The organism is Methanolacinia paynteri, from assembly GCF_000784355.1.
Classification (GTDB): Archaea; Halobacteriota; Methanomicrobia; order Methanomicrobiales; family Methanomicrobiaceae; genus Methanolacinia; species Methanolacinia paynteri.
Genome location: NZ_KN360931.1, coordinates 80981 through 104703, shown reverse-complemented (window position 1 = coordinate 104703; position 23723 = coordinate 80981). Strand labels below are relative to the sequence as shown.

The 23723-nt window shown below is 46.0% G+C and carries 21 protein-coding genes and 1 tRNA gene; 10 read left to right on the top strand and 12 right to left on the bottom strand.

Annotated features, from left to right (window positions below; genetic code table 11):
- The first annotated feature begins 14 nt into the window (after positions 1–14).
- A complete protein-coding gene (gene metG, locus METPAY_RS07490) occupies positions 15–2051 on the top strand; it encodes a methionine--tRNA ligase (RefSeq protein ID WP_342764765.1) in 2037 nt (678 codons plus the stop codon).
- Positions 2052–2380: 329 nt separating this feature from the next.
- On the opposite strand, the gene METPAY_RS07485 is transcribed toward metG, so the two are convergent.
- The 3 genes from METPAY_RS07485 to METPAY_RS07475 all read right to left on the bottom strand — a co-directional run bounded on the left by METPAY_RS07485 (position 2381) and on the right by METPAY_RS07475 (position 3650).
- Positions 2381–2455: transfer RNA gene (locus METPAY_RS07485), tRNA-Arg, on the bottom strand.
- A gap of 65 nt (positions 2456–2520) precedes the next feature.
- Positions 2521–2913, bottom strand: coding sequence for a DUF473 domain-containing protein (locus METPAY_RS07480; RefSeq protein ID WP_048151138.1), 393 nt, complete (start codon positions 2911–2913; stop codon positions 2521–2523).
- Positions 2914–2924: 11 nt separating this feature from the next.
- Positions 2925–3650: a proteasome assembly chaperone family protein gene (locus tag METPAY_RS07475; protein ID WP_013329741.1), complete on the bottom strand. Its 726-nt coding sequence runs from the start codon at positions 3648–3650 to the stop codon at positions 2925–2927.
- 127 nt (positions 3651–3777) lie between these two features.
- Here METPAY_RS07475 and METPAY_RS07470 point away from each other — a divergent pair, with 127 nt between their 5' ends.
- Positions 3778–4122, top strand: a complete 345-nt coding sequence (locus METPAY_RS07470) for a DUF5611 family protein (RefSeq protein ID WP_048150883.1) — start codon at positions 3778–3780, stop codon at positions 4120–4122.
- Positions 4123–4164: 42 nt separating this feature from the next.
- Here METPAY_RS07470 and leuS read toward each other — a convergent pair whose 3' ends face one another.
- From leuS to METPAY_RS07450, 4 genes are all read right to left on the bottom strand, one after another.
- A complete protein-coding gene (leuS, locus tag METPAY_RS07465; protein ID WP_048150880.1) occupies positions 4165–6933 on the bottom strand; it encodes a leucine--tRNA ligase in 2769 nt (922 codons plus the stop codon).
- 50 nt (positions 6934–6983) lie between these two features.
- Positions 6984–8915 (bottom strand): PINc/VapC family ATPase, encoded by a 1932-nt coding sequence (locus tag METPAY_RS07460; RefSeq protein WP_048150878.1) that lies wholly within the window; start codon positions 8913–8915, stop codon positions 6984–6986.
- 122 nt (positions 8916–9037) lie between these two features.
- Positions 9038–9424 (bottom strand): phosphoribosyl-AMP cyclohydrolase, encoded by a 387-nt coding sequence (gene hisI, locus METPAY_RS07455; RefSeq protein ID WP_048131083.1) that lies wholly within the window; start codon positions 9422–9424, stop codon positions 9038–9040.
- A 2-nt stretch (positions 9425–9426) separates the two neighbouring features.
- Complete coding sequence (locus METPAY_RS07450) at positions 9427–10419, bottom strand: A24 family peptidase C-terminal domain-containing protein (RefSeq protein WP_052418725.1); 993 nt, start codon at positions 10417–10419, stop codon at positions 9427–9429.
- A gap of 164 nt (positions 10420–10583) precedes the next feature.
- Here METPAY_RS07450 and METPAY_RS07445 point away from each other — a divergent pair, with 164 nt between their 5' ends.
- From METPAY_RS07445 to METPAY_RS07430, 4 genes are read left to right on the top strand one after another with little or no spacing between them, the layout of a single operon-like run.
- Positions 10584–11198 (top strand): hypothetical protein, encoded by a 615-nt coding sequence (locus METPAY_RS07445; protein ID WP_048150876.1) that lies wholly within the window; start codon positions 10584–10586, stop codon positions 11196–11198.
- Between the two features lie 23 nt (positions 11199–11221).
- The gene (locus METPAY_RS07440; protein ID WP_048150873.1) at positions 11222–14047 is read left to right on the top strand and encodes an ATPase, T2SS/T4P/T4SS family; all 2826 of its coding nucleotides are present in this window, start codon (positions 11222–11224) and stop codon (positions 14045–14047) included.
- Positions 14034–14957 carry a type II secretion system F family protein gene (locus METPAY_RS07435; RefSeq protein ID WP_048150871.1) on the top strand — a complete coding sequence of 308 codons (924 nt, stop codon included), beginning with the start codon at positions 14034–14036 and terminating at the stop codon, positions 14955–14957. The genes METPAY_RS07440 and METPAY_RS07435 overlap by 14 nt, the downstream gene beginning before the upstream one ends.
- Position 14958: 1 nt before the next feature.
- The gene (locus METPAY_RS07430; RefSeq protein WP_048150867.1) at positions 14959–15969 is read left to right on the top strand and encodes a type II secretion system F family protein; all 1011 of its coding nucleotides are present in this window, start codon (positions 14959–14961) and stop codon (positions 15967–15969) included.
- 70 nt (positions 15970–16039) lie between these two features.
- Here METPAY_RS07430 and yciH read toward each other — a convergent pair whose 3' ends face one another.
- A complete protein-coding gene (gene yciH / locus METPAY_RS07425) occupies positions 16040–16345 on the bottom strand; it encodes a stress response translation initiation inhibitor YciH (RefSeq protein ID WP_048150865.1) in 306 nt (101 codons plus the stop codon).
- 209 nt (positions 16346–16554) lie between these two features.
- On the opposite strand from yciH, the gene METPAY_RS07420 reads away from it, so the two are divergent.
- Together METPAY_RS07420 and METPAY_RS07415 are read left to right on the top strand one after the other, a co-directional pair.
- Entirely contained in the window at positions 16555–18021 is a 1467-nt protein-coding gene (locus METPAY_RS07420; protein ID WP_048150862.1) for a cobyric acid synthase, read from the top strand.
- 57 nt (positions 18022–18078) lie between these two features.
- Positions 18079–18420 (top strand): hypothetical protein, encoded by a 342-nt coding sequence (locus METPAY_RS07415; protein ID WP_052418724.1) that lies wholly within the window; start codon positions 18079–18081, stop codon positions 18418–18420.
- Here METPAY_RS07415 and METPAY_RS07410 read toward each other — a convergent pair.
- A complete protein-coding gene (locus METPAY_RS07410) occupies positions 18413–18691 on the bottom strand; it encodes a hypothetical protein (RefSeq protein ID WP_048150859.1) in 279 nt (92 codons plus the stop codon). The two genes, METPAY_RS07415 and METPAY_RS07410, sit on opposite strands and share 8 nt — an antisense overlap.
- The gene (locus METPAY_RS14220; RefSeq protein WP_157199030.1) at positions 18672–19160 is read right to left on the bottom strand and encodes a hypothetical protein; all 489 of its coding nucleotides are present in this window, start codon (positions 19158–19160) and stop codon (positions 18672–18674) included. Before METPAY_RS14220 ends, METPAY_RS07410 begins: the two co-directional genes overlap by 20 nt.
- Positions 19161–19635: 475 nt before the next feature.
- Between METPAY_RS14220 and METPAY_RS07400 the strand changes: the two genes are divergently transcribed.
- Complete coding sequence (locus tag METPAY_RS07400) at positions 19636–20814, top strand: nucleotidyltransferase family protein (protein ID WP_048150856.1); 1179 nt, start codon at positions 19636–19638, stop codon at positions 20812–20814.
- A gap of 305 nt (positions 20815–21119) precedes the next feature.
- Here the strand turns inward: METPAY_RS07400 and METPAY_RS07395 are convergent, their stop codons facing one another.
- A complete protein-coding gene (locus METPAY_RS07395) occupies positions 21120–21905 on the bottom strand; it encodes a CBS domain-containing ParB/RepB/Spo0J family partition protein (RefSeq protein WP_048150853.1) in 786 nt (261 codons plus the stop codon).
- Between the two features lie 113 nt (positions 21906–22018).
- Positions 22019–22486: an Hsp20/alpha crystallin family protein gene (locus tag METPAY_RS07390; RefSeq protein ID WP_048150851.1), complete on the bottom strand. Its 468-nt coding sequence runs from the start codon at positions 22484–22486 to the stop codon at positions 22019–22021.
- Between the two features lie 151 nt (positions 22487–22637).
- Here METPAY_RS07390 and METPAY_RS07385 point away from each other — a divergent pair, with 151 nt between their 5' ends.
- Positions 22638–23318, top strand: a complete 681-nt coding sequence (locus tag METPAY_RS07385; RefSeq protein ID WP_048150848.1) for a hypothetical protein — start codon at positions 22638–22640, stop codon at positions 23316–23318.
- Positions 23319–23723: the final 405 nt, after the last annotated feature.

Here is a 23723-nt window from a genome sequence, read left to right as displayed (position 1 = left end):
AATATCAGATATTTATACAATTAATAGCTAAAAAATTAGGCATGAATAAATCCCCCGTTCTTGTGACCTGCGGGCTTCCATATACCAACGGCCCGTGCCATATAGGTCACCTCAGAACATACGTTCCTGCCGATTTCTACGTCCGTTTCCTCCGGCACTGCGGAGAGGAAGTGGTCTTTATCTGCGGATCTGACAACCACGGAACTCCCGTCGTAATCAGCTCCGAGGCGGAAGGGATCTCACCCCGTGAAATATGTGAGAGATATCATACTCATTTTTACGAGACTTTCAGGAAGATGGAAGTGATCTTCGACAGGTTCGGGATGACGGACGACCCCGCCAACCACAAGAGAACCAGATCGATTGTCACAGACCTGATAAATAACGGATACATATACGAAAAGACCGTCAGCCAGTGCTATTGCCCACATTGCGAGATGTTCCTGCCGGACAGGTACGTCGAAGGCACATGCCCGCACTGCGGGGAGAAGGCAAGAGGAGACGAATGCGATCAGGGCTGCGGCAAGCACCTTGAACCCGGCGAAGTTCTGGACCCGGTCTGCAAGATCTGCGGGGAAAAAGCCGAGATGAGGGAACAGGATCACTTCTTCTTCAAACTTGGCGATTTCAATGATTTCCTGAAGGGTTTCCTCCCGGAACTGAAAGGGACGCTCAACGCGAGAAATTACGCGATGGGCTGGATAAACGAAGGGCTTCATGACTGGTGCATTACACGGACACTCGACTGGGGAGTCAAATTCCCGGGAAGAGACGATCTCGTCGTATACGTCTGGGTAGATGCACCGATCGGCTATATGGCGTTCACGGAAGAATGGGCGGAAAAGACCGGCGGGAACTGGGAGCAGTTCTGGAAGGGAGATGCACCCATTACCCATTTCATCGGACAGGACATCATCTATCATCACTGCATATTCTGGCCGGCACTCCTGAAAGGTGCGGGATACTCGACCCCCTATTCAATAGTTGCCAGCGGAATGGTGAAGATAGATGACAGAACATTTTCGAAGAGCAGGGGCTATGTCGTCTGGACCAATGACGATTATCTCGATCTCGGGCTGTCGCCTGACTATCTCAGGTATTACCTGCTGTCCTACACGAGCCATACGAAAGAGCTGAATTTTTCATGGAGAGAGTTCCAGGCGAGAGTCAACAACGAACTTGTGGACACTCTCGGAAATTTCATATACAGAACGGTCCACTTCGCATCAAAGAAGCTTGGCGGAATTCCGGATATCGGTGCCGATGAGGAGATCCTTGAAGAGATAAAGAAGAGAACCGCACTTGCAGAGTCTGCCGCAAGGGAGTATGAATTCAAATCCGCTATCGAGGAGATGATGGCTCTTGCATCGTTCGGAAATACATACATCCAGACCAATGCACCGTGGAAGATGATCAAAGAGGACAGGGAAGGGACGGAAAAAGTAATCCGCAACTGCCTCCAGATAGTAAAGGCACTTGCCCTCCTCTTCGATTCGGTAATTCCTGAAAAGGCACAGAACATCTGGGAGCAGCTTGGTTACGTGGACAAGATTTCCGATCACAATCTATCCGAAGTAACGGACGGATTCAGCGGTACGAAGCTGAACAAACCTGAGATACTTTTTGAGAAGATCGAAGACGAAAAGATTGCTGAATACGAGTCGACCATGAACATGAGAGTCGAACAGGCAAAACAGAAAGAAAACAGAACAACGACAACAAAGGAAGAGAAGAAGATGATATCTATTGACGAATTTGCAAATGTAGAGATGAAGACAGCAAAGATTCTCGAAGCCGAAAAGATCGAAGGATCGGATAAACTCCTGAAGATCCAGGTAGACCTCGGCGACGAAAAGAGACAGATTGTATCCGGTATTGCAAAGTTCTACGATCCGAAGGAGCTCGTCGGTACCGATGTCATAGTCGTTACGAACCTGAAGCCCGCAAAATTGTTCGGTGTCGAGTCGCAGGGAATGATCCTTGCGGCAGGTGACGAGGCATCCCTTTTGACACCGAAGCGCGATGTGTTGCCCGGCACTAAAGTCCTCTAAGACTTTTATCAATACTTAATATTTTGTTCTTATTTTTTCAAAGGCATTTTATTATTCAAGGGAGGGGGAAGATTCCCCCTCCCTATGACCCTACCCCTCGTGGCGATAGGTCACCATCGGGATGGACAAGCATCCCTCCGGCTCCTGATTTTCAATCCTTCAGTTTTTATCCGGTGACAATATTGAAATTCTCTCCCCGGTCGAGGCTACCCGGATGGGTAGCGTCCAGACCGGGCTATCATCTTTGCGAAAGTTCACGAAGCGAACTGAGCATAGGGCTGCCCCGGAGGGGCTTATGCTCTTTCAAAAAAATCATAAAAAAAAAATAACGGGCCTGGAGGGATTCGAACCCCCGACATCCGGGTTAGAAGCCCGGCGCTATGTCCAGGCTAAGCCACAGGCCCAAACAAAAGATTACCTTATATTATACGCCTGTTCAGGTTAATTAATCTTTTTTTTTCAAAAAAATTTAGCCGGCATGGAAGACTGCCGACGGGAGAATGTCAACGATAGTCGGTTTGGCCCAGTACCTTCCGTCAATACCCTTCGCAATAGTGTTGTCAACATATTTTACCTGGATCCTGGCCGACATTCTCTCTTTTTCCTCGTAATAATAGGGATTGATATATTCGACCATTCTCTTCATATTTATCGTAATAGAGAGGACTTCAACTATAATCCCGGGATCGCCCGAGCACACATCATCGAGATCGATATGCGTCATGAACACATGATCGCCGGGGAGGACATCCGTGAGAGTGATGATGTTATGGGCACTCTGGAGTTCAAGAGTCCTCGGTTTTCCCTTCTTTAATTCTGCTATTACATTCGGGGAAATACCGGTAATTGCTGCAATCTTCATTCCTGCCACCCTCAACCGTACATTGGCAGGTGCTCTTTCTTAGGTACCTGCTGCTGCTCTTCCGTTTTCTGCACCTGTTCCGCCATCTTCTGCATTGTCGCCTCTATCTCTTCGGCCTGCTCCATCAGCGGTTTGACATCGACATTCAACTCCTCGTATACCTTGTTAAGCACCTCAAGGACCGAAACGGCCGAACGTGGGTCCGGGGTGTTTACAGTTTCCCCGAGGAATCCAATACAGGGGATCTCAAGGGCCTTGCAATCCGAGAGTATGCTTCCGGGAACGCCGGAGATACTTCCCATCGAAAGGATCTCAGTGTGGTCCTTTATTTTTTCGAGCAGACCCTGCTCGGTTGCGACACCGAACACCCTCTTTTCCAGGGTATTGGTCACAATTCCGGCAATGACATTGATCTCCCCGACATCGTAGTCCTTCAGCCACTGGATAATCGTATTCGACAGTTCATAGCTGATTGTCGGATGAATCGGTATATCCGAAACAAATGCAAACATCGAATCCTTTTCATATATTCTCAACGGGGCGTTTACAAGCCCGTCCATCATCATTACTATCGGCGGGAAGTACTTGCTGGTGATGCTCCCGACATATTCAAAACCTGCATTATCAACAAGGTACTGCATGGAGATGCTGCCAACAAGACCGCTTCCGGGGAAACCGATAAGTGCTATATCGTGCTTGCCTTTTGAAGGCTCAGCTTTAATTCTTATATCTTCCATAAAATCCCCTAATTATCTCATTGGCGAAACAGTTTATATACATTCCCATAATGCACAATTCAAACGGGCAGAATTACCAAATATAGCGATCTGAATAAATTAATCCGATGAAGGACAATAATACTGCATGCAGGAATATTCGATTAAAAGAGGTTTCAAAGACGGCCTCGAAGACAGGATGAAAGACGGTCTTGAGAAATATTTCGACGCCGTCGGTACTAAAAAAGACGGACATTACGAAATAGAATTCGGCTCGTTCAGCTGCCTTGAAGCATGGATCAACGAAAAAGGAAGCCTCTTATGCGTCGACACACATTCAAGATCGGACCTATATGATTCATTCTCCGAAGACGAAGCCGACAAGATAGTTCTCGATACAAACAGGAGATTCAGGGACTACCTGGAGTACGTCACCGGCTACAACACGAAAGAAAGAAAAAAGAAAGCAACTGAAGCTGTTAAAAACAAATAATCAATAATTTTTGTTCAAATTAAAAAAATAAAAAAATTAAATTCATTCGATTACGATCGCCGGCTTGAACGGAAGCGCCTGCTGTGCCTTCTGGTGAGTGCTCTCTTCTGCAGGAACAATCTTCAAAGGAAGACCGAACTCCTTCTCGATAAACTCCCTCGCATTCTCGAAGACCTCTTCTTCATTTATTGAAACCGAGGATATTCTCTCGACAACCTCGGGAGGCAGGCGGTGGATAAGGTTTGTAATCTGTTTTGCGGCATCAGTCGCACTCTTTCCACGCTTCCTCATATCCTCGTCCTTCATGATCTCAGAGATTACCTTGCCTTTGTTGTCGGCCCTGGAAATCTTTTCAAATATACTGAACTTCCAGTCGGGGGAGATGAAAAGCGTGAGGCCCGAAGGCTCTATCTGGATCAGCTTCATGATCGAATCGATATCCTCGACCGTTCTCGACAGCAGTTCCTCCGCAAGCTCGAGGGACGGATCGATCAGTGACTCATCAGGCTCGGGCCAGGATGAAAACGCGACCTGCCCCTCTCCGCCAATCTCTTCCCAGAGTTTCTGTGCCGAGAAAGGTATGAAGGGTGCGAGCAGCCTTATCCATGAATCGCTGATCTTGTTCACGGCGGCAGACTGCCGGACATCGCCCGGAAGCCTCTTCCTGTACCACTTGAGATCCGACTCTATGGCAAAATACGCCTCCTGAAGTGCCTGGCGGGTCTGGAAAGAGTTCATTGCCGCAGTTGCATTCTTTATATGCTCCTGCATCCTGGATATGAGCCATGTATCTATCGGGTATTCCCCGTCAGCCTCAAGGCTGTCTTCCACCGTATTGATGAAGCGTTCAATCTGTTTTCTTGTCGATGAAACAAGCTCCCGTCTCCAGTCGAAGTCCTGCCAGGGCTCCGCACTTCCGACAAGGAACATACGCACCGTATCAGCACCGACTTCCTCCACGGCATCCTCAAGCAGGATCACATTTCCTTTTGAAGATGACATCTTCGCTCCTTCAAGGAGTCCCATTCCGAAGACAACCATTCCCCGGGGCTGCAGTTCCTTCGGGAACAGCGCCTTGTGATGGAACAGCTGGAACGTAAGGTGGTTAGAGATCAGGTCCTTTGCCGAGAACCTGAAATCATACGGGTACCAGTACAGGAATTCGGACCTGAGATCCTCGACCGTCTCCTTGTCGAGAGGCAGACCTTCTGACGAGCCTTTCCCGAGGAATATATAATCGAATACCTCGGGGGTCAGCTTTGCTGCTTCGAGTTTTATCAGCTTGTGAGCAATCGTATAGAAAGCCATATAGATTGTCGAATCCGAAAGCGGTTCGACGAGCCAGTTCTTGTCCCACGGCAGTTTGGTCCCGAGACCTACGCGGCGGGTGCAAGCCCAGTCGTTCAGCCAGTCTATCGTCCTGTCGAACTCGGCACGGACTTCGGCGGGCACAATATTAATCTCCTTAAGCTGTTCGTGAACAGCCTCTTTCCATACGGGATCGCTGTACTGCAGGAACCACTGGTCCTTCAAAATCCTTACATAGACCGTTCCGCCGCAGCGGCACATGACGTTGCGCACGTCAAACTCATACATTACATGGGAACCGTGCTGCTCAAGCATAATCTGCGAGAACTCTTCACGTGCAACCTTCACCGGTTTGCCGCCGTACTGGGGCAGCATACGCCCGCCGGAGAACTCCGCACTGTAGACCTCCTGCGTAAGAGTCTCCATACCGGGATCGTTCTGGTCTTTTATACCCGATCTCTCGACAGCATCCCTTGCGGGACACTCCCCGTAGCCATCGACAACGATAAGCGGAACAGGTTTTATTGAAGTATATTTCCCTGCGGACTGAAGATCCCTCAGGGCGATATAGTCGAATGGGGCGTGTGCCGGGACACTCATTACGATTCCGGTCGCCATATTAGGATCGACAAAGGTCGCAGGCAGTACAGGTACTTCTCCGCAGAACGGATTAGACACAGTCTGGTCGACCAGTTCTGAACCCTTAATTTCGCCAAGATCTTCTACGACATGATCCTGGAGACCGATCTTTTTCGCTGCCTCGGGAGAGAGAATCCACTTCTGGCCGTCCACCATGACCTTCCTGTAGATGACGTCCGGGTTTATCCAGAGATTTGTAACACCGTATGTAGTCTCGGGCCTGAGAGTGGCGCACGGGATCAGGAAATCGTTCCACTTGAACATTATCAGGACGAACTTGACTATCTCCGCCTTCTCCCCCTCAAGCAGATCGTGGTCTCCGACAGGGTTGTCGCACTGCGGACAATACTTCACAGGGTGTGCACCGCGGACGACATGGTTGCCCTCCATCAGGTGAAGATACTGCCATTCGATGAATTTGCTGTACTGGGGGTATACTGTGGTAAAACGCCTTCTCCAGTCGATTGAAAGACCGCAGTTGCGCATAATCCGCTCGTACTCGCTGCTGAAGTAGCGGACAATCTCATCGGGATCGACGAATTTTTCCAGGACATTTTCGGGAACCCTGTACAGATCGCGGTACAGTTTGATTGTCTTCTCATCCCCGTTTGCAATCCTCTTCGAAATACCGATTACAGGCGTTCCGGTTACATGGAATGCCATCGGGAAGAGGACATGCTTACCACGCATCCTGTAATAGCGTGCGATCACGTCAGGAACAATATATGTCCTGCCGTGCCCTACATGCATCGCACCGCTTGGATACGGATAAGCAACATTTACATAGAATTTATCTGCTTCGCCCGGGTCAGCTTCAAAAATATGCGACCAGGCGTCCCTGTATTCTTTTTCATATTCACGCATGTCAAATTTCGCCAATTAAAACCAGCTCCGAATAATTGATAAAAGTTATTTTATACAGGCCTCAGCCTGATCTCTTCTCCGTCATTATACCTGCGTATCATTTCCTGTGCGATACTGTTGTTTTTGGACATATGGATCTCGCCGTCATCATTCACTGTGGCGGTGAAGAGGTACTCCTTACCTCCGAAAACATCCACGATCTTTCCCCTGTTCTCAGGAGAACTTACGATAAGATTCTTCCTGTCGATGCGGATATCAAGACCGTCCTTTTTACCGGCATCCCCTGCTGCAGGCATAAGAACGGGTTTGTCATAATCGGCCTCCTTCTTCGGCTGAACTTCCGACGAATATTCGCTCATCGGCCGGATATCGATACCGATACTAAGTTTATTGACGATAGAGGCGACATTTTTCCCGCCCTTTCCGATTGCAGCAGGAACATCCTTGTCGTCGATATAAACGACCGCCTTATTCTCATTCTGCATGGAGACGATGATCTTTCCTGCAGTAAAACGGCCGATCTCTCTCTGGATCTCTCTCTCCACAAGCCTCATGGAGATATCTCCGCCTGCCGCTTCCTTCTCCGGTTCCGGCTGTTTTGCCGGTTCGGACAACTCGGTTGCTTTTTCGGAGATCAATATGGTCTCACCGTCATACCTGAAGATCTCGGACTCGACCTTTCCCGTGGAGTAATTGACAACCGATATTACAGGCCTTATCGACAGTTCGTCATCCTCGTCAGGTATGAATTCGGGCACTTTGAAATCAAAGACGAGGTCATAAACTGCTGCGATCTCACCGTCTTTTACAAGAACGATTGTATCGATCACCTGGTTGATTACACCGAATTCAACCCTTCCAAGGAATCTCTGCAGGGCATCCCCGGCATTTGTTGCGTGCACGACGCCCACCATGCCTACACCTGCAAGCCGCATATCTGCAAATACCCTGAAATCAACATTTTTCCTGAGTTCATCGAATATGACGAAATCCGGCCTTATCAGGAGCATGACCTCTGCGGTATTCTCCATGCTTCCCTCGAGTGCCGTGTACTGCGTAATTTTGTCAGGGACCTGGATATCTCTGGGTGCCTCCATCGTCTTGACAACAGAACCCTTTTCAGACAGGAATACCGCTGCACTCTGGGCAAGAGTAGTCTTTCCCGTACCCGGAGCTCCGGTGATAATAATTCCTCTCTTTCCTCCGGAAAGCTTCTTCCCGATAACTTCGGCCATCTTGTAGTCGTTAAGCGACCTTTCGACGATAGGCCTTACCGCTGTAATCTCCATGCCGTCTGAGAACGGCCTCCTGGAGATGGATATACGCATCGAGCCTATCTGAACGATAGTTATCCCTCTCTTCTCGAGTTCGATGAATCCGTCGGGATCTCTCTTTGCCCTCTCAAGTATCTCCTGGGACATGTGTTTCAGTTCATATTCGGAGAGAGGCTCTTCCCTGAGATAGATGATTTTGCTGTCGCGGAGTGTTCCCTTCTTTGCCACCGGCTTCGTTCTCTCTTTTAAAAAGACCGCCAGGGTATTCTCATCGAAATAGTTATCGATCGTCAGAGGTGAGAATTCCCCGATCTGGGGTTTTAGGTATAATACATTAATCCCCTTGGCTTTTGCGACCTCGGACTGAACTATATCCGATGTTATAAACAGGGCGTCTTCGTGCTCAAGAGCGACCTTTCGGATTAAAGCATCGATCTCTCCCCCGCTTGCCAGTTTTACCTGATCAAGACTGGGTCTCTCGCCCACATATTTAATCTCTATAATCCCTTCTTCTGCCAGTTTTGAAAGTTCCTGAAGCTCGGTAAGACCGCTGAAACCGATTTCTCGACCCTGGTTTGCCTGCGCCTCCAATTCTGCTATTACGGCCTCCGGAACAATTATTGTGGCCCCTTTATATTCACCCGAATCCTGAATCATCGAGGTGATGCGTCCGTCTATAACGACGCTGGTATCTGGTACAAGTTTCATTAAAAAACCACCATTAAACTCATGTTGCTAATCATTAATTATACTTTTATTAAAAATCATGAAAAATAAAAAGCCGGAAATCTGCCGGACATATGGTTCCGCTGAAGTGATTCATCCGCCATTTACGGAGATTTTAATTTTTTGTCATTCTTTTTATAAATCAAACCAGGATCAAACATCTTTTTTGCCACCACTTCACCGTCTATTGTCCTGTAAAAACACTTTTCATAGCCTGTATGGCATGCGCCCTTTCCCTTCTGCCTGACCTGGTAGACGAGGGTATCCTCATCGCAGTCGACAAGTATCCTCACAATCTCCTGGACATTGCCACTCTCTTCGCCTTTCTTCCAGATCTTTCCCCGGCTCCGGGAATAATAATGTGCATAACCCGTGGCGACTGTCTTATTAACTGCATCCTGATTTGCATATGCAAGCATCAGGACTTCCATTGAATCCGCATCCTGTGCAATCACAGGAACAAGGCCGTTATCGTCAAAATTTATTTTCAGCATTATACAACTCCGGCAATCTGCAATAATAAACTGAATATATCACCTATAAAAAACGTGAACAGGAAACCTGCCAGTATGGGAATGATAAACGGAACCCCGAAACTGATCCACACAGAACCGGCCTTTTTGTAAAGTTCCAGCTCTTTTTTGTATTCGGAAGGATTGTTCCGGAAATCCTGGGTATACATCCTCCTTTTTCCCGAGACCATTCTGCCGATTGATGAACTGAACTTCAGGAACTTCCTCTCGATCTGATCGCCGTTTTCTTCAAACTCTTCGATTATATACCCGAAATGATCAGTTATGTCCTTCCCCGGAACAGGGTAGCCGATGAACATATACTTCAGCGGAGCCCTGTTCTTTTTCAGGACATTATAGATGAACAATCCCACGGGTACTGAAAGGTTCAACAATACCGCATTGAGCATTACGCTCATCGGGAAGAAGAATGTCACCTCCGGATAACCCCATAAGGGTACAACCGGGAAGAAAGGGATCGTGGAAGAAATTATTATCATCGCCGTAGAATCGGCTCCACCCCAGAGATGCATAACCGAGATCAGCTCGAGGAAGATGCAGAAGATAAACGAGATTAATGCAAATATTGAGAAAAAGTTGATATAGCCGGTAAAATAGCTGAATACCAGAACGGAGGAGGGTATTGATAATAAAAACCACGAGATATATGTCTCCGCCAGGATCTTTCTGTCGAGCTCGGAACTGTCAACCTTTTTGATATAAACAGTATATGCCCAGTCTAAAAAGAGCAGCACAAGTGCAATTATAAAAGGAAGGATCGAGAACTGCAAAATGCCGATCCCGGCATACTGACCGTAGTTGAGATAGTAAAAAATAATCACCAGAGCACCTGCAACGACAATTGCAGGAATCCACGTCACAAACGGAACCCTTCTCTGTTTAATGTCCAGATATGAGGCATAAAATAATGTGATTGCAATTGCCAGTGAAGAAATAATAAGAAGTTCAGTCATATATCAAACATTAATTGTTTAACAAGACCTTATTTTTAGTGTTTATTTTTGAAATTATTCTGGTAATAGATATCTTCAAATGTGATTGTATCAGAAACCTTTCTATCTGGAATAGAATATTTCTGATTCAGTCCATAACCGGGGGGACATAAGGGCGGGGATTTATGGAAATAATTGAATTATTTGAAAAGGTTTTAAATGATGCCAATTATGCCGGTGAATTTAATTTTAGTGATCTAAACGGGATAATTGGTGAAAAAAAATATCATGCCCTTGCAGTTCAGACCAGGGGGAAGAGCACCTGCATACTGGTTTTTGTAAACGGCGAAGGAGAGGGAGCGATACAGGTTGACGGCCACGGGATGATGTTCGGGGATAAGGTTGTATATAATATTGATAAAAACGGTTCTTTCAGGTTATTTCTGATTGATAAAAACCTGGCTGAGTCTATCTCTGCAAGATCCAGGATTTATGAAAAGAGCCATCTGATGGAGACCGAAAAAACACGTGACCTGCCTGAATTTTCCAAATTCAGCCTGAAACCTGCAAAAATCACACTCATTATAACGCACGAAGGACTCCCTGCAGAGGGCCTTAAGGTAAAAATATTCAGGATCGGAGACACCGGACTTCTGGATACAACATCCAGAGAAGGGCATGTCTCCTTTGTTCTGCATAAAGGGAAATATGACTGTACAATTACCGACAATGAAAATAGGGAACATAAATACGAGATAATTCAGCCGGGAAGAGACGCGGTCTTCAACCTGGAAATATAAATTGGGAGGAGGTGCAGCAGTTTATGGACGATAAAAAGAACAATAAGCATAAATTCGGATCATTATTCAAAAAGCAGAAATCAACGGATGATACCGAATCACCAGGCAATACGGGATCTGAAGAGTCAGGATATGAGAAGCTGTTATTTGAAGAAAATGAACCTGAAACACAAAAAAATATTCCGGGCAGAACAGCAGATCAGGATTACGACGATCTAAGTACTCTTTTATCAAAATTTCAACCGGAAAAGAGGGAGAACAAAGCATCTCAACAGAAATCATATCTTTTTCAGCCCATAAGTCCCAAAGAAGAGATCCAAAGGGAGTCTTCAAAGATAGTGCCTCCTGCTCCGGAGAAGAAAGATGATTTCTCAGATCTTCTGAATTTTAAGGAACAAAAAAAGGATGAGAGAACAGGTTCTCCCGGGACAACAAATAACGACGGTTCTGCGGAGCTGAAAAAGATATTTGAACTGATGAAAAGCTCGGAACAGCAGAGCAATGATGGCGAACACGGACAATATGACAGCCCAACTTTATTTGAAGAAGAGGATACGGATTCAATAAACGAACCTGTGATCTTCACTGAAGAAAAAAAGGAGATTGCTGAAGACGAAACGGATAACTGGAAAGATATTATTCAGCCCTTGCAAAAACCCGGGATCTTCGCCCAAAAAACAAGATCCTTCCAGGAGATTATCGACTCCGTCACAAAAAAGCCTGAAAAACAGCCTGTAGTCCAAAAGCCGGAACAGCCCCCTGAAAATACAGAGGAGCTGGCCACGGAGATAATTGCCGAAAAAGATATTCCTGATAACAATCCGGCAAAAAAACGCCCCTTGGCTAAAAAAACGCAATGGTCTGAAGATTCCGGCGAAAAAGAGAAGCCGGAGCAGCCCCCTGAAAATACGGAGGAGCTGCCCACGGAGATAATTTTCGAAAAAGATATACCTGATAATAATCCGGCAAAAAAACGTCCCCAGGCTAAAAAGACGCAATGGTCTGAAGATTCCGGCGAAACAGAGAAGCCTGGAGTTGTATTAATCGACCAGTACGCCGAAGACTTTTCCGGGCTCATCCTTCCCGAAGGCGCTACCTTCGAGATAGAGGAATTCAAGATTAAAACACGAAAACCGGCTTTCGAGGCTGAAGACAGGGAAAAAGTCCTTTCAAGGATCGACCAGATATTCGAGAAGAAGATCTCTCTCCAGAAAATCGATGAGACTCTGGAAGAAGAAAATAAAAAAGAGCGTAAAAAGGAAAAGAAAAAATTATTCTCCAAGGTCAAGGATGTATCGGCCAAAGTTGACGAGTACGATCCTAATATTCACGGAAGCCTGGTTGATCTTGAATTCAGGGCGGAGGAGGGGATTGAAGACGTTGAATTATATCCGATCAACGAACCGTATGCATATGTCAGGATTACATATGACAAAAATTCAAACGAATATCTCTACAATGTTCTCGAACCTGAGTTAAACGATGCCGAAAAGGAATTGTATGCCGAGATAGAACAGAGACTCTTTGAAACCCTGGATGTCAATACGAAATCGATCAGCCCGGATGAAGCCAGAGACATACTCAAAAAAGCGGTACTTGAGATTCTCCGCGATTACGGTATAAAACTAACTCCGGAGAAAAGAGAGAAGATTATCTACAGCATCAATAAGAATTTCATTGGAGACGGCCTCATCGACTCCCTTATGCACGACAAGTACATCGAAGATATATCATGCGACGGCCTGAACACCCCAATCTTCGTGTTCCACTCAAATTACGAATCTTTACAGACGAACCTCATGTATTACAAAGCTTCAAATCTCGACTCTTTTGTAACAAAGCTTGCACAGAGGGCGGGCAAATACATATCGATAGCGGAACCCATGCTCGATGCGACAATGGCAGACGGATCGAGGATTCAGATGACTCTCGGAACAGAGGTTACGGCTCACGGCTCCACGTTTACCATCAGAAAATTCAAGGAAGAGCCGATTACCCCGACAGATCTTACGGAGTGGGGAACATTCTCACCACTTTCTATCGCCTACATCTGGATTGCCGTTGAGGCGGGAAAATCGTGCATATTTGCCGGTGGTACGGCTTCGGGAAAGACCACGTCGTTAAATGCAATATCCCTGTTCATTCCACCGCTGGCAAAGATCGTCACGCTCGAGGATACGAGGGAATTGAAACTGCCGCATAAGAACTGGATTCCGAGTGTGACACGTGAATCTTTCGATGCAGACGGAAAAGGCACAATCGACATGTACGAACTCCTGAGAGCTGCACTGAGGCAGAGGCCCGAATATATCCTTGTAGGAGAAGTCAGAGGCCAGGAGGCGCTGACATTGTTCCAGGCGATGAGTACCGGTCACGTAACGTATGCAACAATGCATGCGGATTCTGTCGCCAGCGTCGTCCACCGTCTTGAAAATCCGCCCCTGAATGTCCCGAGGAATATGTTAAACGCCCTCGATCTTGTAAGCGTCCAGGTGCAGGCCAGAATAAGTGGTAAACGTATTCGCCGGAACAAACAGCTGATCGAAGTTCTCGATATCGATCCCAGGACGAAGGAGCTGATTACCAATGAAGTCTTCAAATGGCATCCTTCGACCGACGAGATCAGGTATTCAGGAAAATCGTACATTCTCGAAGAGATTATGGAGGAAAAAGGCTGGGATGACGACAGGATGAAGGAGGAGCTGAAGAGAAGGCAGGAGATTCTCGAATGGATGAGAATTAAAAACCTTCGCAACTACAAGGATGTCGGCCGGGTTCTCATGTCCTATTTCAGGGACCCCGATGCAATAATTAAGTTCGTGAGGAGTGAGCTTTATGAACAGTTATGAGAGATTCTGCTTCTCGATATTCGGAAAAAGGGCGAAAAGGAAGAGAGAAGACTATCTCACCCTGAGAAACGATATGATCAGGGCCAGGATGAAAACTCCATATGAGGCCTATATTTCAACCGCCTACTTCTCATCGATCATTGCAGGATTGATGGCTGCAATCCTCTTCTCGCTGATTACATACCTGTTGAGGCTTCCCGAGATTTTCGTGTATAAGGGAAACGTCCCGGATATTTTTATTGAAATGAGCAAATACAGCCTGATTTTAGGCACCGTGTTCGTTCTGATCGTATCGCTGGCTGTAGTCGGCGGACTGACATATTCGATCTTTCTTATATATCCCACCATCCTTGCCGGCGACCGAAGGAGAAACATCGACTGCACACTTCCGTACGCAATAAATTACATTACCGCCATGTCGACAGCGGGCATTACGCCTGCAGAAGTATTCAGGCTCCTCGGCAACAGCGAAATCTACGGCGAAAGTGCGGTTGAGGCCAGGTACATAACGAGAGAGATCGACGTCTTCGGAAAGGACCTGCTGGACGCCCTGAGACTGGCGGGCCAGTACACCCCCAGCGACAGAATGCGGGACTTCCTCCAGGGCGCAATTGCAAGCATCTCGAGCGGAAGCAATCTTACGGAATATTTCAGGAACAAATCGGAGCAGTACATGAAAGAGAACCGGCAGACGCAAAAGACCTTCCTCGATACTCTCGGACTTATCTCCGAATCGTATGTAACCGCCCTTGTCGCAGGAACACTTTTCCTGATTATCCTGCAGTCTATAATGTCGACAATCAGCAGTACTTCGAGCCCCATGTTTTTGTACGTCGTAATATACGGGATAATTCCTCTGGGGAGTATAATGTTCGTGATTTTAATTGATGCAATGACTCCGGAGATGTAAAATGGGACTATTTGGGAAGAAAAAAACTGAAGATGCCATCCCCGGGGAAAAAGACCTGGAACAGATCGAGATATTTGAAAAGATCGATTCAAAGAGGAAACGAAGGGAAGGGTTCAACAGAATTCTTGAAGATCCGGTAAAAGTACTGACTGAAAAACCTGAAAATATCCTAATCGTCTCCGCACCGATAGCGCTGCTTTTCTTCGTCTTCGGGTTTATATCGGTCATATCGAACTATGGAATATACTCCCTGCTCAATTCGACATTAATTGACGATATCTTCGTGATCACAATCCTCATAATGCTCATACCTCTTGCATTTCTCGATACAAAAGAATCGAGGAGAACACGAAATATCGAGGTTGCGCTGCCGAATTTCTTCAGGGATGTCGCAGGGATGAACGAGAGCGGAATGACACTCCCGAATGCCATCCACACCGTTTCGGACGGAGATTATGGGACCCTCACACCATATATAAAGAAGCTCGACAACGAAGTCTCGTGGAATATTCCGTTTGTAAACGCCATACACAGGTTCGGCGAAAGGCTGGGGACTCCACTCGCGAAAAGAAGTGTGGATCTTATCGCAAAGGCAAGCCAGGCCGGCGGAGATGTAAGCGAGGTGCTAAGAGCCGCTGCAAACGATTCATACGAATTCGTCAGTCTTGCAACCGAAAGGCGGAACAATATGCTGATCTATATCGTAATAGTTCTTGTATCGTTTCTCGTCTTCCTTCTGGTAATTGCGATTATGACGAGTACGTTCCTCGACACCATGGCCGAAGCGGGAGCGGCAGTTGCATCCTCTGGAACAGACACCTCCGGACTCTCCTTCGGTGGAGCCATAGATATGGACTTCTACAGGAGGCTGTTCTCCCATGCCGCAATGATCCAGGCATTTTTCTCCGGACTTGTAGCAGGTCAGATGGGTGAAGGAAGAGCAATAGCCGGTCTGAAATATTCATTGATTATGCTGATAATCGCATGGATTTCGTTCAGGTTCTTCATCTGAAAAAAAGGTTTATGAAACAAAGATTTCATGCACTGTTTCATGTAAATCACAACGTGATTTTCATGTTAAACTAACTTATATTTTCAAGTTTGTAACCCCTGTCCATCAGGAGTTTCTTTACGCGTTCACGGTGATTGCCCTGAAGTTCGATTGAATTGCCTTTAACAGTGCCGCCGCAGGCAAGTTTTCCTTTCAGATGTTTCTGCAATTCATCCAAATCGATATCGTAGGGATCCAGTCCCTCGATTATTGTTACTTCTTTGCCGTAACGCCTCTTATTGATCTTAACGCTAATCTGCTGTTGTTCCTTTGCGACTTCTTCACAAATACACAGTTCTTTTGGCAGTCCACATTTTGGACATATACCACCAGTCATTACATTGTACCTTACAAATCTGATTATATATTTGTTAGCATGATTTCAGAACAAACCGGCTGCGGCAGGGCATCCATAACGGAAAAAAATATGGAAAAATACCGACAATCCGGTGAGAAATGCCTATACGCGCAAATTATTGATGCCAGGCGGCATACGCATCCGATTATATCAATTTATTTAGCTTTAGCACAGATTTAATGAATATAATGTCACTGATGGTCCTGGGGAGCTCCTCTCATGCGGGGAAAAGCACCATTGTCGCTGCGATTTGCCGAATGCTTTATAATCATGGTTATACCTGCGCACCTTTCAAATCACAGAATATGAGCCTTAATTCATATGTCACTGATGATGGCCTGGAAATCGGCATCGCACAGGCTATACAGGCAATGGCGGCAGGTGTTGAGCCGGCGGCTGAGATGAACCCGATCCTCCTTAAGCCGAAAGGCGACCGGACCTCCCAGATAGTGCTTCTCGGCAGGCCCTACAAGGACATAAAAATTGGAGAATATTATAACGAGACCGGGCACTTACTTGAAACGGCCCTGAAATCCTATTATTCACTCGAAGAAAAATTCGGAAACATCGTCGTAGAGGGAGCGGGCGGGGCTGCCGAAATGAACCTTTATGACAGGGATATTGCGAACATCCTGCTTGCAGAAAGACTGAATATCCCCATCGTTCTCGTCGGCGATATCGAAAGAGGCGGTATCTTTGCGCAGTTGATCGGAACATATCAGCTCCTGCCCGATAATGTCAGAAAAAATGTCGTCGGCTTCATAATCAACAAATTCATGGGCGATCCGGATTTATTCAGGAAAGGAATATCGATAATCGAAGAAAAGACCGGGATAAAAGTTCTCGGCGTACTGCCCTATTCCCACATAGAACTTCCGAGTGAAGACTCCCTCTCGATACAGGACAAATTAAAGCACAATTCCGGGGATAAACCGGTAAAGATCGGAGTTGTCAGGCTTGATAAGATCTCAAATTTCAGCGATTTCGAGCCCCTTGAAAGATACGCGGAGATACTATACCTGAATCCGACCGATTCATTTGAAGATATCGACTGCCTGATCCTTCCCGGGACAAAAAACACCATAGACGATCTGAATATCCTTAAAATTTCAGGATTCGACCGGAAACTGAGATCACTGATCGAGAAGAAGATCCCGGTCTTCGGAATATGCGGCGGCTTCCAGATGCTCGGAAGAGTGATCGAAGATTCAGGAATAGAATCCGGAGAACCCTGTATAGTAGAAGGTTTCGGAATTCTGGATATAAAAACCGAATTTCTCGAATATGAAAAAACCACAGCAAAAGTCAGGAGAAGATCTCTTGGGAAAGGGCCGATTCTCTCGCGGATCGATGAGGCATCCGGCTACGAGATACATATGGGCAAAACGGAACTTGGAGAAGGAGTCACGGAGGCATTTGAAGGCGAGGGAGTGGTATCGCCCGACGGTGTGATTATAGGCACCTACATGCACGGGCTGTTCAATAATGAAAATGTGGTCTGCGCATTAATGAGTTACCTGTACGAACAAAAAGGCCTTGATTTCAGGATTAACGAATCAGAAAAATCCGGTATCGAATCTGCATTCGATAAACTTGTTCACTCTTTTGAAGAAAGTATTGACACCTGTGCAATTCTCGATCATTTTAATAAATGAATCGTCATAACCTGTTTACATCATAATACCGAATATGAGGAAGTGGGAAACGTGGTAATGAGGCAGTCTTTTTCGGTTGATCCCGATATAATGGAGAGAATTGACAAATATTCAAAATCGAGGGGAATTAAGAGGGAAGAGGCGATTTTGGAACTTGTCGAAGCAGGAATCAACTTCACGGAAGGCGGAGGGGAGATAAAAAGTGAAAACAAGAGATCATACGAAGAATTCTACAAAATAAGGAAAGATCTCGACAATATGCAGAAGATGATTCAGGAGATCAAGAACCAGATGCATGACATAAGGACGATCGCGGTATCAAACAACAAACAGATGGACAATATCCTGCAGGAAAAAGATGAAAAACCCAAAAAGAAGGGATTTTTTAATATCAACTGATAATATTCAGGATACTCCTGTAACCCTCACTTTTCATATCGTCACATTCGACTGCGTCAGCCTTTTCAAAATCAACCGAATCATTGCTCCTGCATAATGTACAGTATGCTCTTGCAGGAGAAGTTTTCCAGACACCTGCCTCCCGGAATCTTTTGGAATGCACGCAGAACCTGCACTTATCGATTGACTCTCTCTTTTTGGGGAGGCACTGGACCTCACCCTTTTCAATTTCCAGGACACGCGTCCTGCCGTCATTCGAAATATCTGACATCGTAACCTGAATCCTTCATTATCTCAACGATCTTCTTTTTCTGTTCATTAAGTTCAAGATCCAGGACGGAGTTTACGGCAGAATCCCATAACTTTTCAAGCTCCTTATCGTCCGTTGCGATGGTGGACCTCCCTTTTATCATCCCGACCGGACTTCCGTCGCTTCCGAAAATCCTGCATGTACAGCACTTATATTTTTTACAGAAAGTGGGGGTGGAAGCATGGATAGAACAGTAATAATTTCCGTTTTCGTCTTTATCCATTAAAAAGGGGCACCATTCTGCGGGTGTATCCCTGTTAAGAGGATCGATTCTGCCCCTGAAATTTTTGTCAACAGTAGCATAGAATAATTCGTTTGACAGGTCATGCCGGACCGCATATCTGCCGGGACCCATAACCCCTGTAACTTTGACGTACCTGCCCATGCCCATGCAGCACCTGCCGCAAAGCGTGCAGACAAATTCATTCATTAACGAATATTTGGTTATACCCATTATAAAGCATTGATGAGTGCCGAAAAACGTTCATGAAACAAAGTTTTTTGGGACAAAAACAAAGGATCTAAAAAGTCTCAACCGGGATTTCCAAACAAAACGTTCATGAAACAAAGTTTCATGCACTGATTCATGTAAATCACAAAGTGATTTGCATGTAAAACTAAATTCAACAGCTCAGGGGACCCTTGCCGGTTCCCTGAGCGTGCCAGGGGGAGATTATCTTCGGGCAATGCCCCTGGGCAGGGGCCGTCCGGTGGCCCTGTCGCCGGTGCCAAGGTTGCCGGAGAAAGACATGAGACAACAAATAGCCAAAAAGTCTATTTGAATTCGGGTAGGAAATCTAAAGGGTCCAGACTTTACTTTTATAGCAATCACAACGTGATTTTCAAACAAAATCTAAAAATTCAATATTCTGATATATTAGAATAAATAAAAACATTCAGATAACATGAAAGTCTGCATAATGTGCGGCGGAGAAGGCACAAGGCTCCGTCCACTCACATTTGAAAGGCCTAAACCCTGCATCCCGATTGTCAATACCCCGTCGATAAAACACCTTGTCAGTCACCTGTCTAATCTGGGATTTACAGACGTTGTGATTACGATCGGCTATAAAGGCGACGACATCGAAAGGGCGCTTGGAGACGGCTCACTGATGGGAGTGAATATTACATATGTCCGCGAAGAGACAAAGCTGGGAACTGCGGGCAGCGTCAAAAATGCGGAAAAATACCTGAACGACTCCCCTTTTCTTGTCGTCGGCGGGGACCATGTAACGGACATAGACCTGCTGGAATTTTACCGCGATCATCTCAAGGGCGACAGCATGGTCTCCATAGGCCTGATAAGCATAGACAATCCATGCGAATACGGAATCGCCGAGATCGATGTGAATTACCATATCATGAGGTTTTATGAAAAGCCGTCGCCGGGAGAGATCTTTTCAAACCTCGCAAGTACCGGTATATATGTATGCGATCCCTCGATATTCGATCACATCCCGGAAAACAGGAAGTACGATTTCGCAAAGGACCTCTTCCCTAAACTTATGGGCTCGGGAATAAACATCGGAGGGTGGCTTGCAAGAGGAAACTGGACCGATGTAGGAAGTCCGAGATCACTCCGTGAAGCTGAAAAATGGAAACTCAACCAGATGCGCTATACGAATATAAGCGGGAGCGTGTCGATAACCGGCGGCAGCGTGGTAGGCCCGGTACAGTTCGGAGATTCTGTGAAGATTGGTAAGAATACACGGATCATCGGTCCCGTTTCCATAGGGTCGGGTACAAAAATCGGAGACAATGTACTGATCGGTCCCTACACAAGTCTTGGAGAATGCTGCAGCATAGGAAATAATTCCAAGATCTTCTCTTCATCCATCTACAATAATGTGGATATCGATGAAAATACAACGATAAGCGGCAGTATAATCGACAACGACGCAGAGATCGGAGTCAGGTGCAATATCGAGAATAATACGGTGATAGGCCCCAGGGCGGTGCTGAAAGACGGAGCGGTTCTTCATTCGGGCACGAGGATCTGGCCCGAGGTTGTGATCGAAGAGAACTGCGTCGTAAAAGAGAATGTATTGAATGATCATTTTGAGACGTCATATAACGGCTCATAGATCTTTTTTTCCGGCTTTCCATTCACTACTTTTGGCAACCCCTCGCCGCGAGACGCGGTAAATTCATGTCGTGCACGGAACGAAATATACCAAAAAAATTTATGGGAAAAAATATTTCATGCAAATCTCAACGTGATTTTCATGTAAAAACTAAATTCAACAGCTCAGGAGACCCTTGCCGGTCTCCTGGGCGTGCCGTGAGAAGGTTCTCTTCAGGCAAGGCCCCTGGGCAGGGGCCGTCCGGCGGCTCGGCCGCCGGTGCCGGGGTTGCCAAAACGCGTCAAACTGCGAAGAGCTAATCATCCTTATCCGTGCCTGACCAGCCTGTGGGTAACCGCCATTAACGGATGGCGTGCATAATCCAGGACTTTTACATCGTCAAGCGTATGCAGGTTCATCTCGCGGGCGGTCTTTTCCAGGCCCAGTTCGATATCGGCCCCGATCTCTATGATATATGCATCAAGTTCTTTTATTCCCATCCTCTTCGCGGCAACGGCACGGTGATGGCCATCGACAAGGATCAGTTTTCCGGGTTTCCTTACAACGATGATCGGTTCGGCAAGTCCCTTCTTTATTTCGTATATTCTTCCTTCAAGCTCGTCTTCGTAGATCTTCGACTGGGTAGGAAGCAGGCTGTCGACGGACACGATCTCTTTTGTAAGTGTAGGATTGACATCGTGCAGGATCTTCAGCGTCTCAATAAATTTATAGACTTTTTCAGGAGATACGTGCTCGATCTGCGATCTGATGACATCCGCATTCGAGATAATTCCCATCAGGTTGCCGTCCTCGTCCACAACAGGAAGCTTCTGGATGCCGGACCTGAATATAACCCTCGCTGCATCGTTTATACTCATATCGGGGTCCGCGACGATCAGGTGCCTGCTCATAATCCTATCCACCGGAGACGTGGGATACACGAACAGGAGATCTCTTGCCGCAATATACCCGACAACTTTTTTATTGTCCACAACAGGAAATCCGTCGTGATGTGTGACTTTGATCGTCTCTATAACGTCTTTTGCCGTGCCGTTTACATCGATGGTCACGACGTCATAGGTCATATAATCCCTGACCTTCTTTTTATCCATTGTGAATAGAATTGTTTTAAACCGACTTGAATAATTCGGAAAAAACATTCATGAAACAAAAATTTTAAGGACAGTGTCGTGTAAATTACGACGTGATTTTCAAATAAAAAAAATTATTTTATCTCTATATTACCGCCCGCTCCAAGGGCGATCTTTTTCAGGTGAACTTCAAGGACGCCGTTGTTGAACGACGCAGTTGCGCCGTCTTCAGATACTTCCACGGGAAGCGACACATGGCGGATCATCTCGCCGTATGTTCTTTCCCTGAGATAGTATCCCTTCTCTTCATCCTCCTCCTCTATCTTCTTCTCCCTGTTGCAGGATATTTCCAACGTCTTTGGGTCTACGAGCCTGATCCGGACGTCATCTTTCTCTGCACCCGGAAGATCGGCTACAACATATGTCTCATTGTCATGATCTATTACATCGACGCGGCATTCTCCCGAGATAACAGGTTTAATCCGGTTTGAGGAAAAATTCTCACCCGAAAATGATTCAGAGAGCCTGTTCTCCATCATATTCATAAGTTCATCGATCTCGTTCCAAATCGAGTATACAGGATACATACGTCTTCTTATCATTCTTACTGCACCTCCTGCTTCCGGCTTATAGCCTAACCCTTTGTTAGCGTCAATCATATTTAATTATGATCCAAATGGCAATTATCTCCATCCAACGACAAAATAAAAAATATGAAACTATTTATCAGAAGATAGACCAAATTTATAAAGGATGTCCAAAAAAAGGAAGGAGCCACGAAAGAAGGATAGGGACTGGCAAAAGCTGCTCTCGCGTGCATTTATTGTCGTCATTCTTCTGGCCTGCGTAATCGGTTTTAGTCTGTCGTTTTCATTCTTCTCAATATTCAAGAAAGCCGAAGCAGGAGATATCGTCACTGTGGATTATACGCTGTACTACGAGGAAGGGTACCCGATAGTTTCATCGGATGCATATGTTGTACAGGATGCATATGAACAGGGTATTCCTGTCGCATATACGAGCTCCCTGCAGCTTCAGGCAGGAAGCCTCCAGTCTGACAATATAATCCCGGTCTCAGTATACCAGTATTATCTTGGAAACACGGAGTATGCGCTCCTTGATCTTGAAGTCGACGCAATGAGCAGTGACGTAATAGACATGCACACGAATGATGTCAAACAGATAGACCTCGAATTTGCTCCGACCCTTACATACAATATTTCCGCCGAAGATTTCGACAGCGTGGAAGGTATGAATTTCTCAGAAATCGCGGTAGGCATGCTCATGTTCCCGGATCTAAGTGGGAATTTCAACGAATCCGTTAATGCAACAAAGATCATCAGGCCTTCCGTTATCATTGCCAAGACAAACGATTCCGTAACACTAAGGTACGGATATGCCCTGGCTGAGATCAAGGTAACAGATATAAATTAAAATTCACATTTTTAAAATTCAGGGGAAGAACATCCCCGGAGTCTCATTTTTTGTCTGATATACCGGGGCTGTATTCGTTTTTAATAAGGTCGGTAAAAAAAACATCAGGTGATATTTTTTCCGTGGATGACCTGATATGAACAGGTAAATTGTAAAGTAAAACTTAAATAGAGCCTAAAAAAGACGGAAATCACAATTTTTTGCATCCACACAGAAGCGCTGTACTCCACGATCTCCTGCCTGTTTGATATATACATCGTCTGAAAAAAACAGGGCAATAACGGGCCGTTATATCCCTGCAGTTTTAGGTTTAATCAGCCTAAAATCCACATATTGACGAGTTTTAAAATAGGTTCCCAAAACCCTGATTAAAACGTAAAAATAAGCTCAAATTACAGGTTTTCA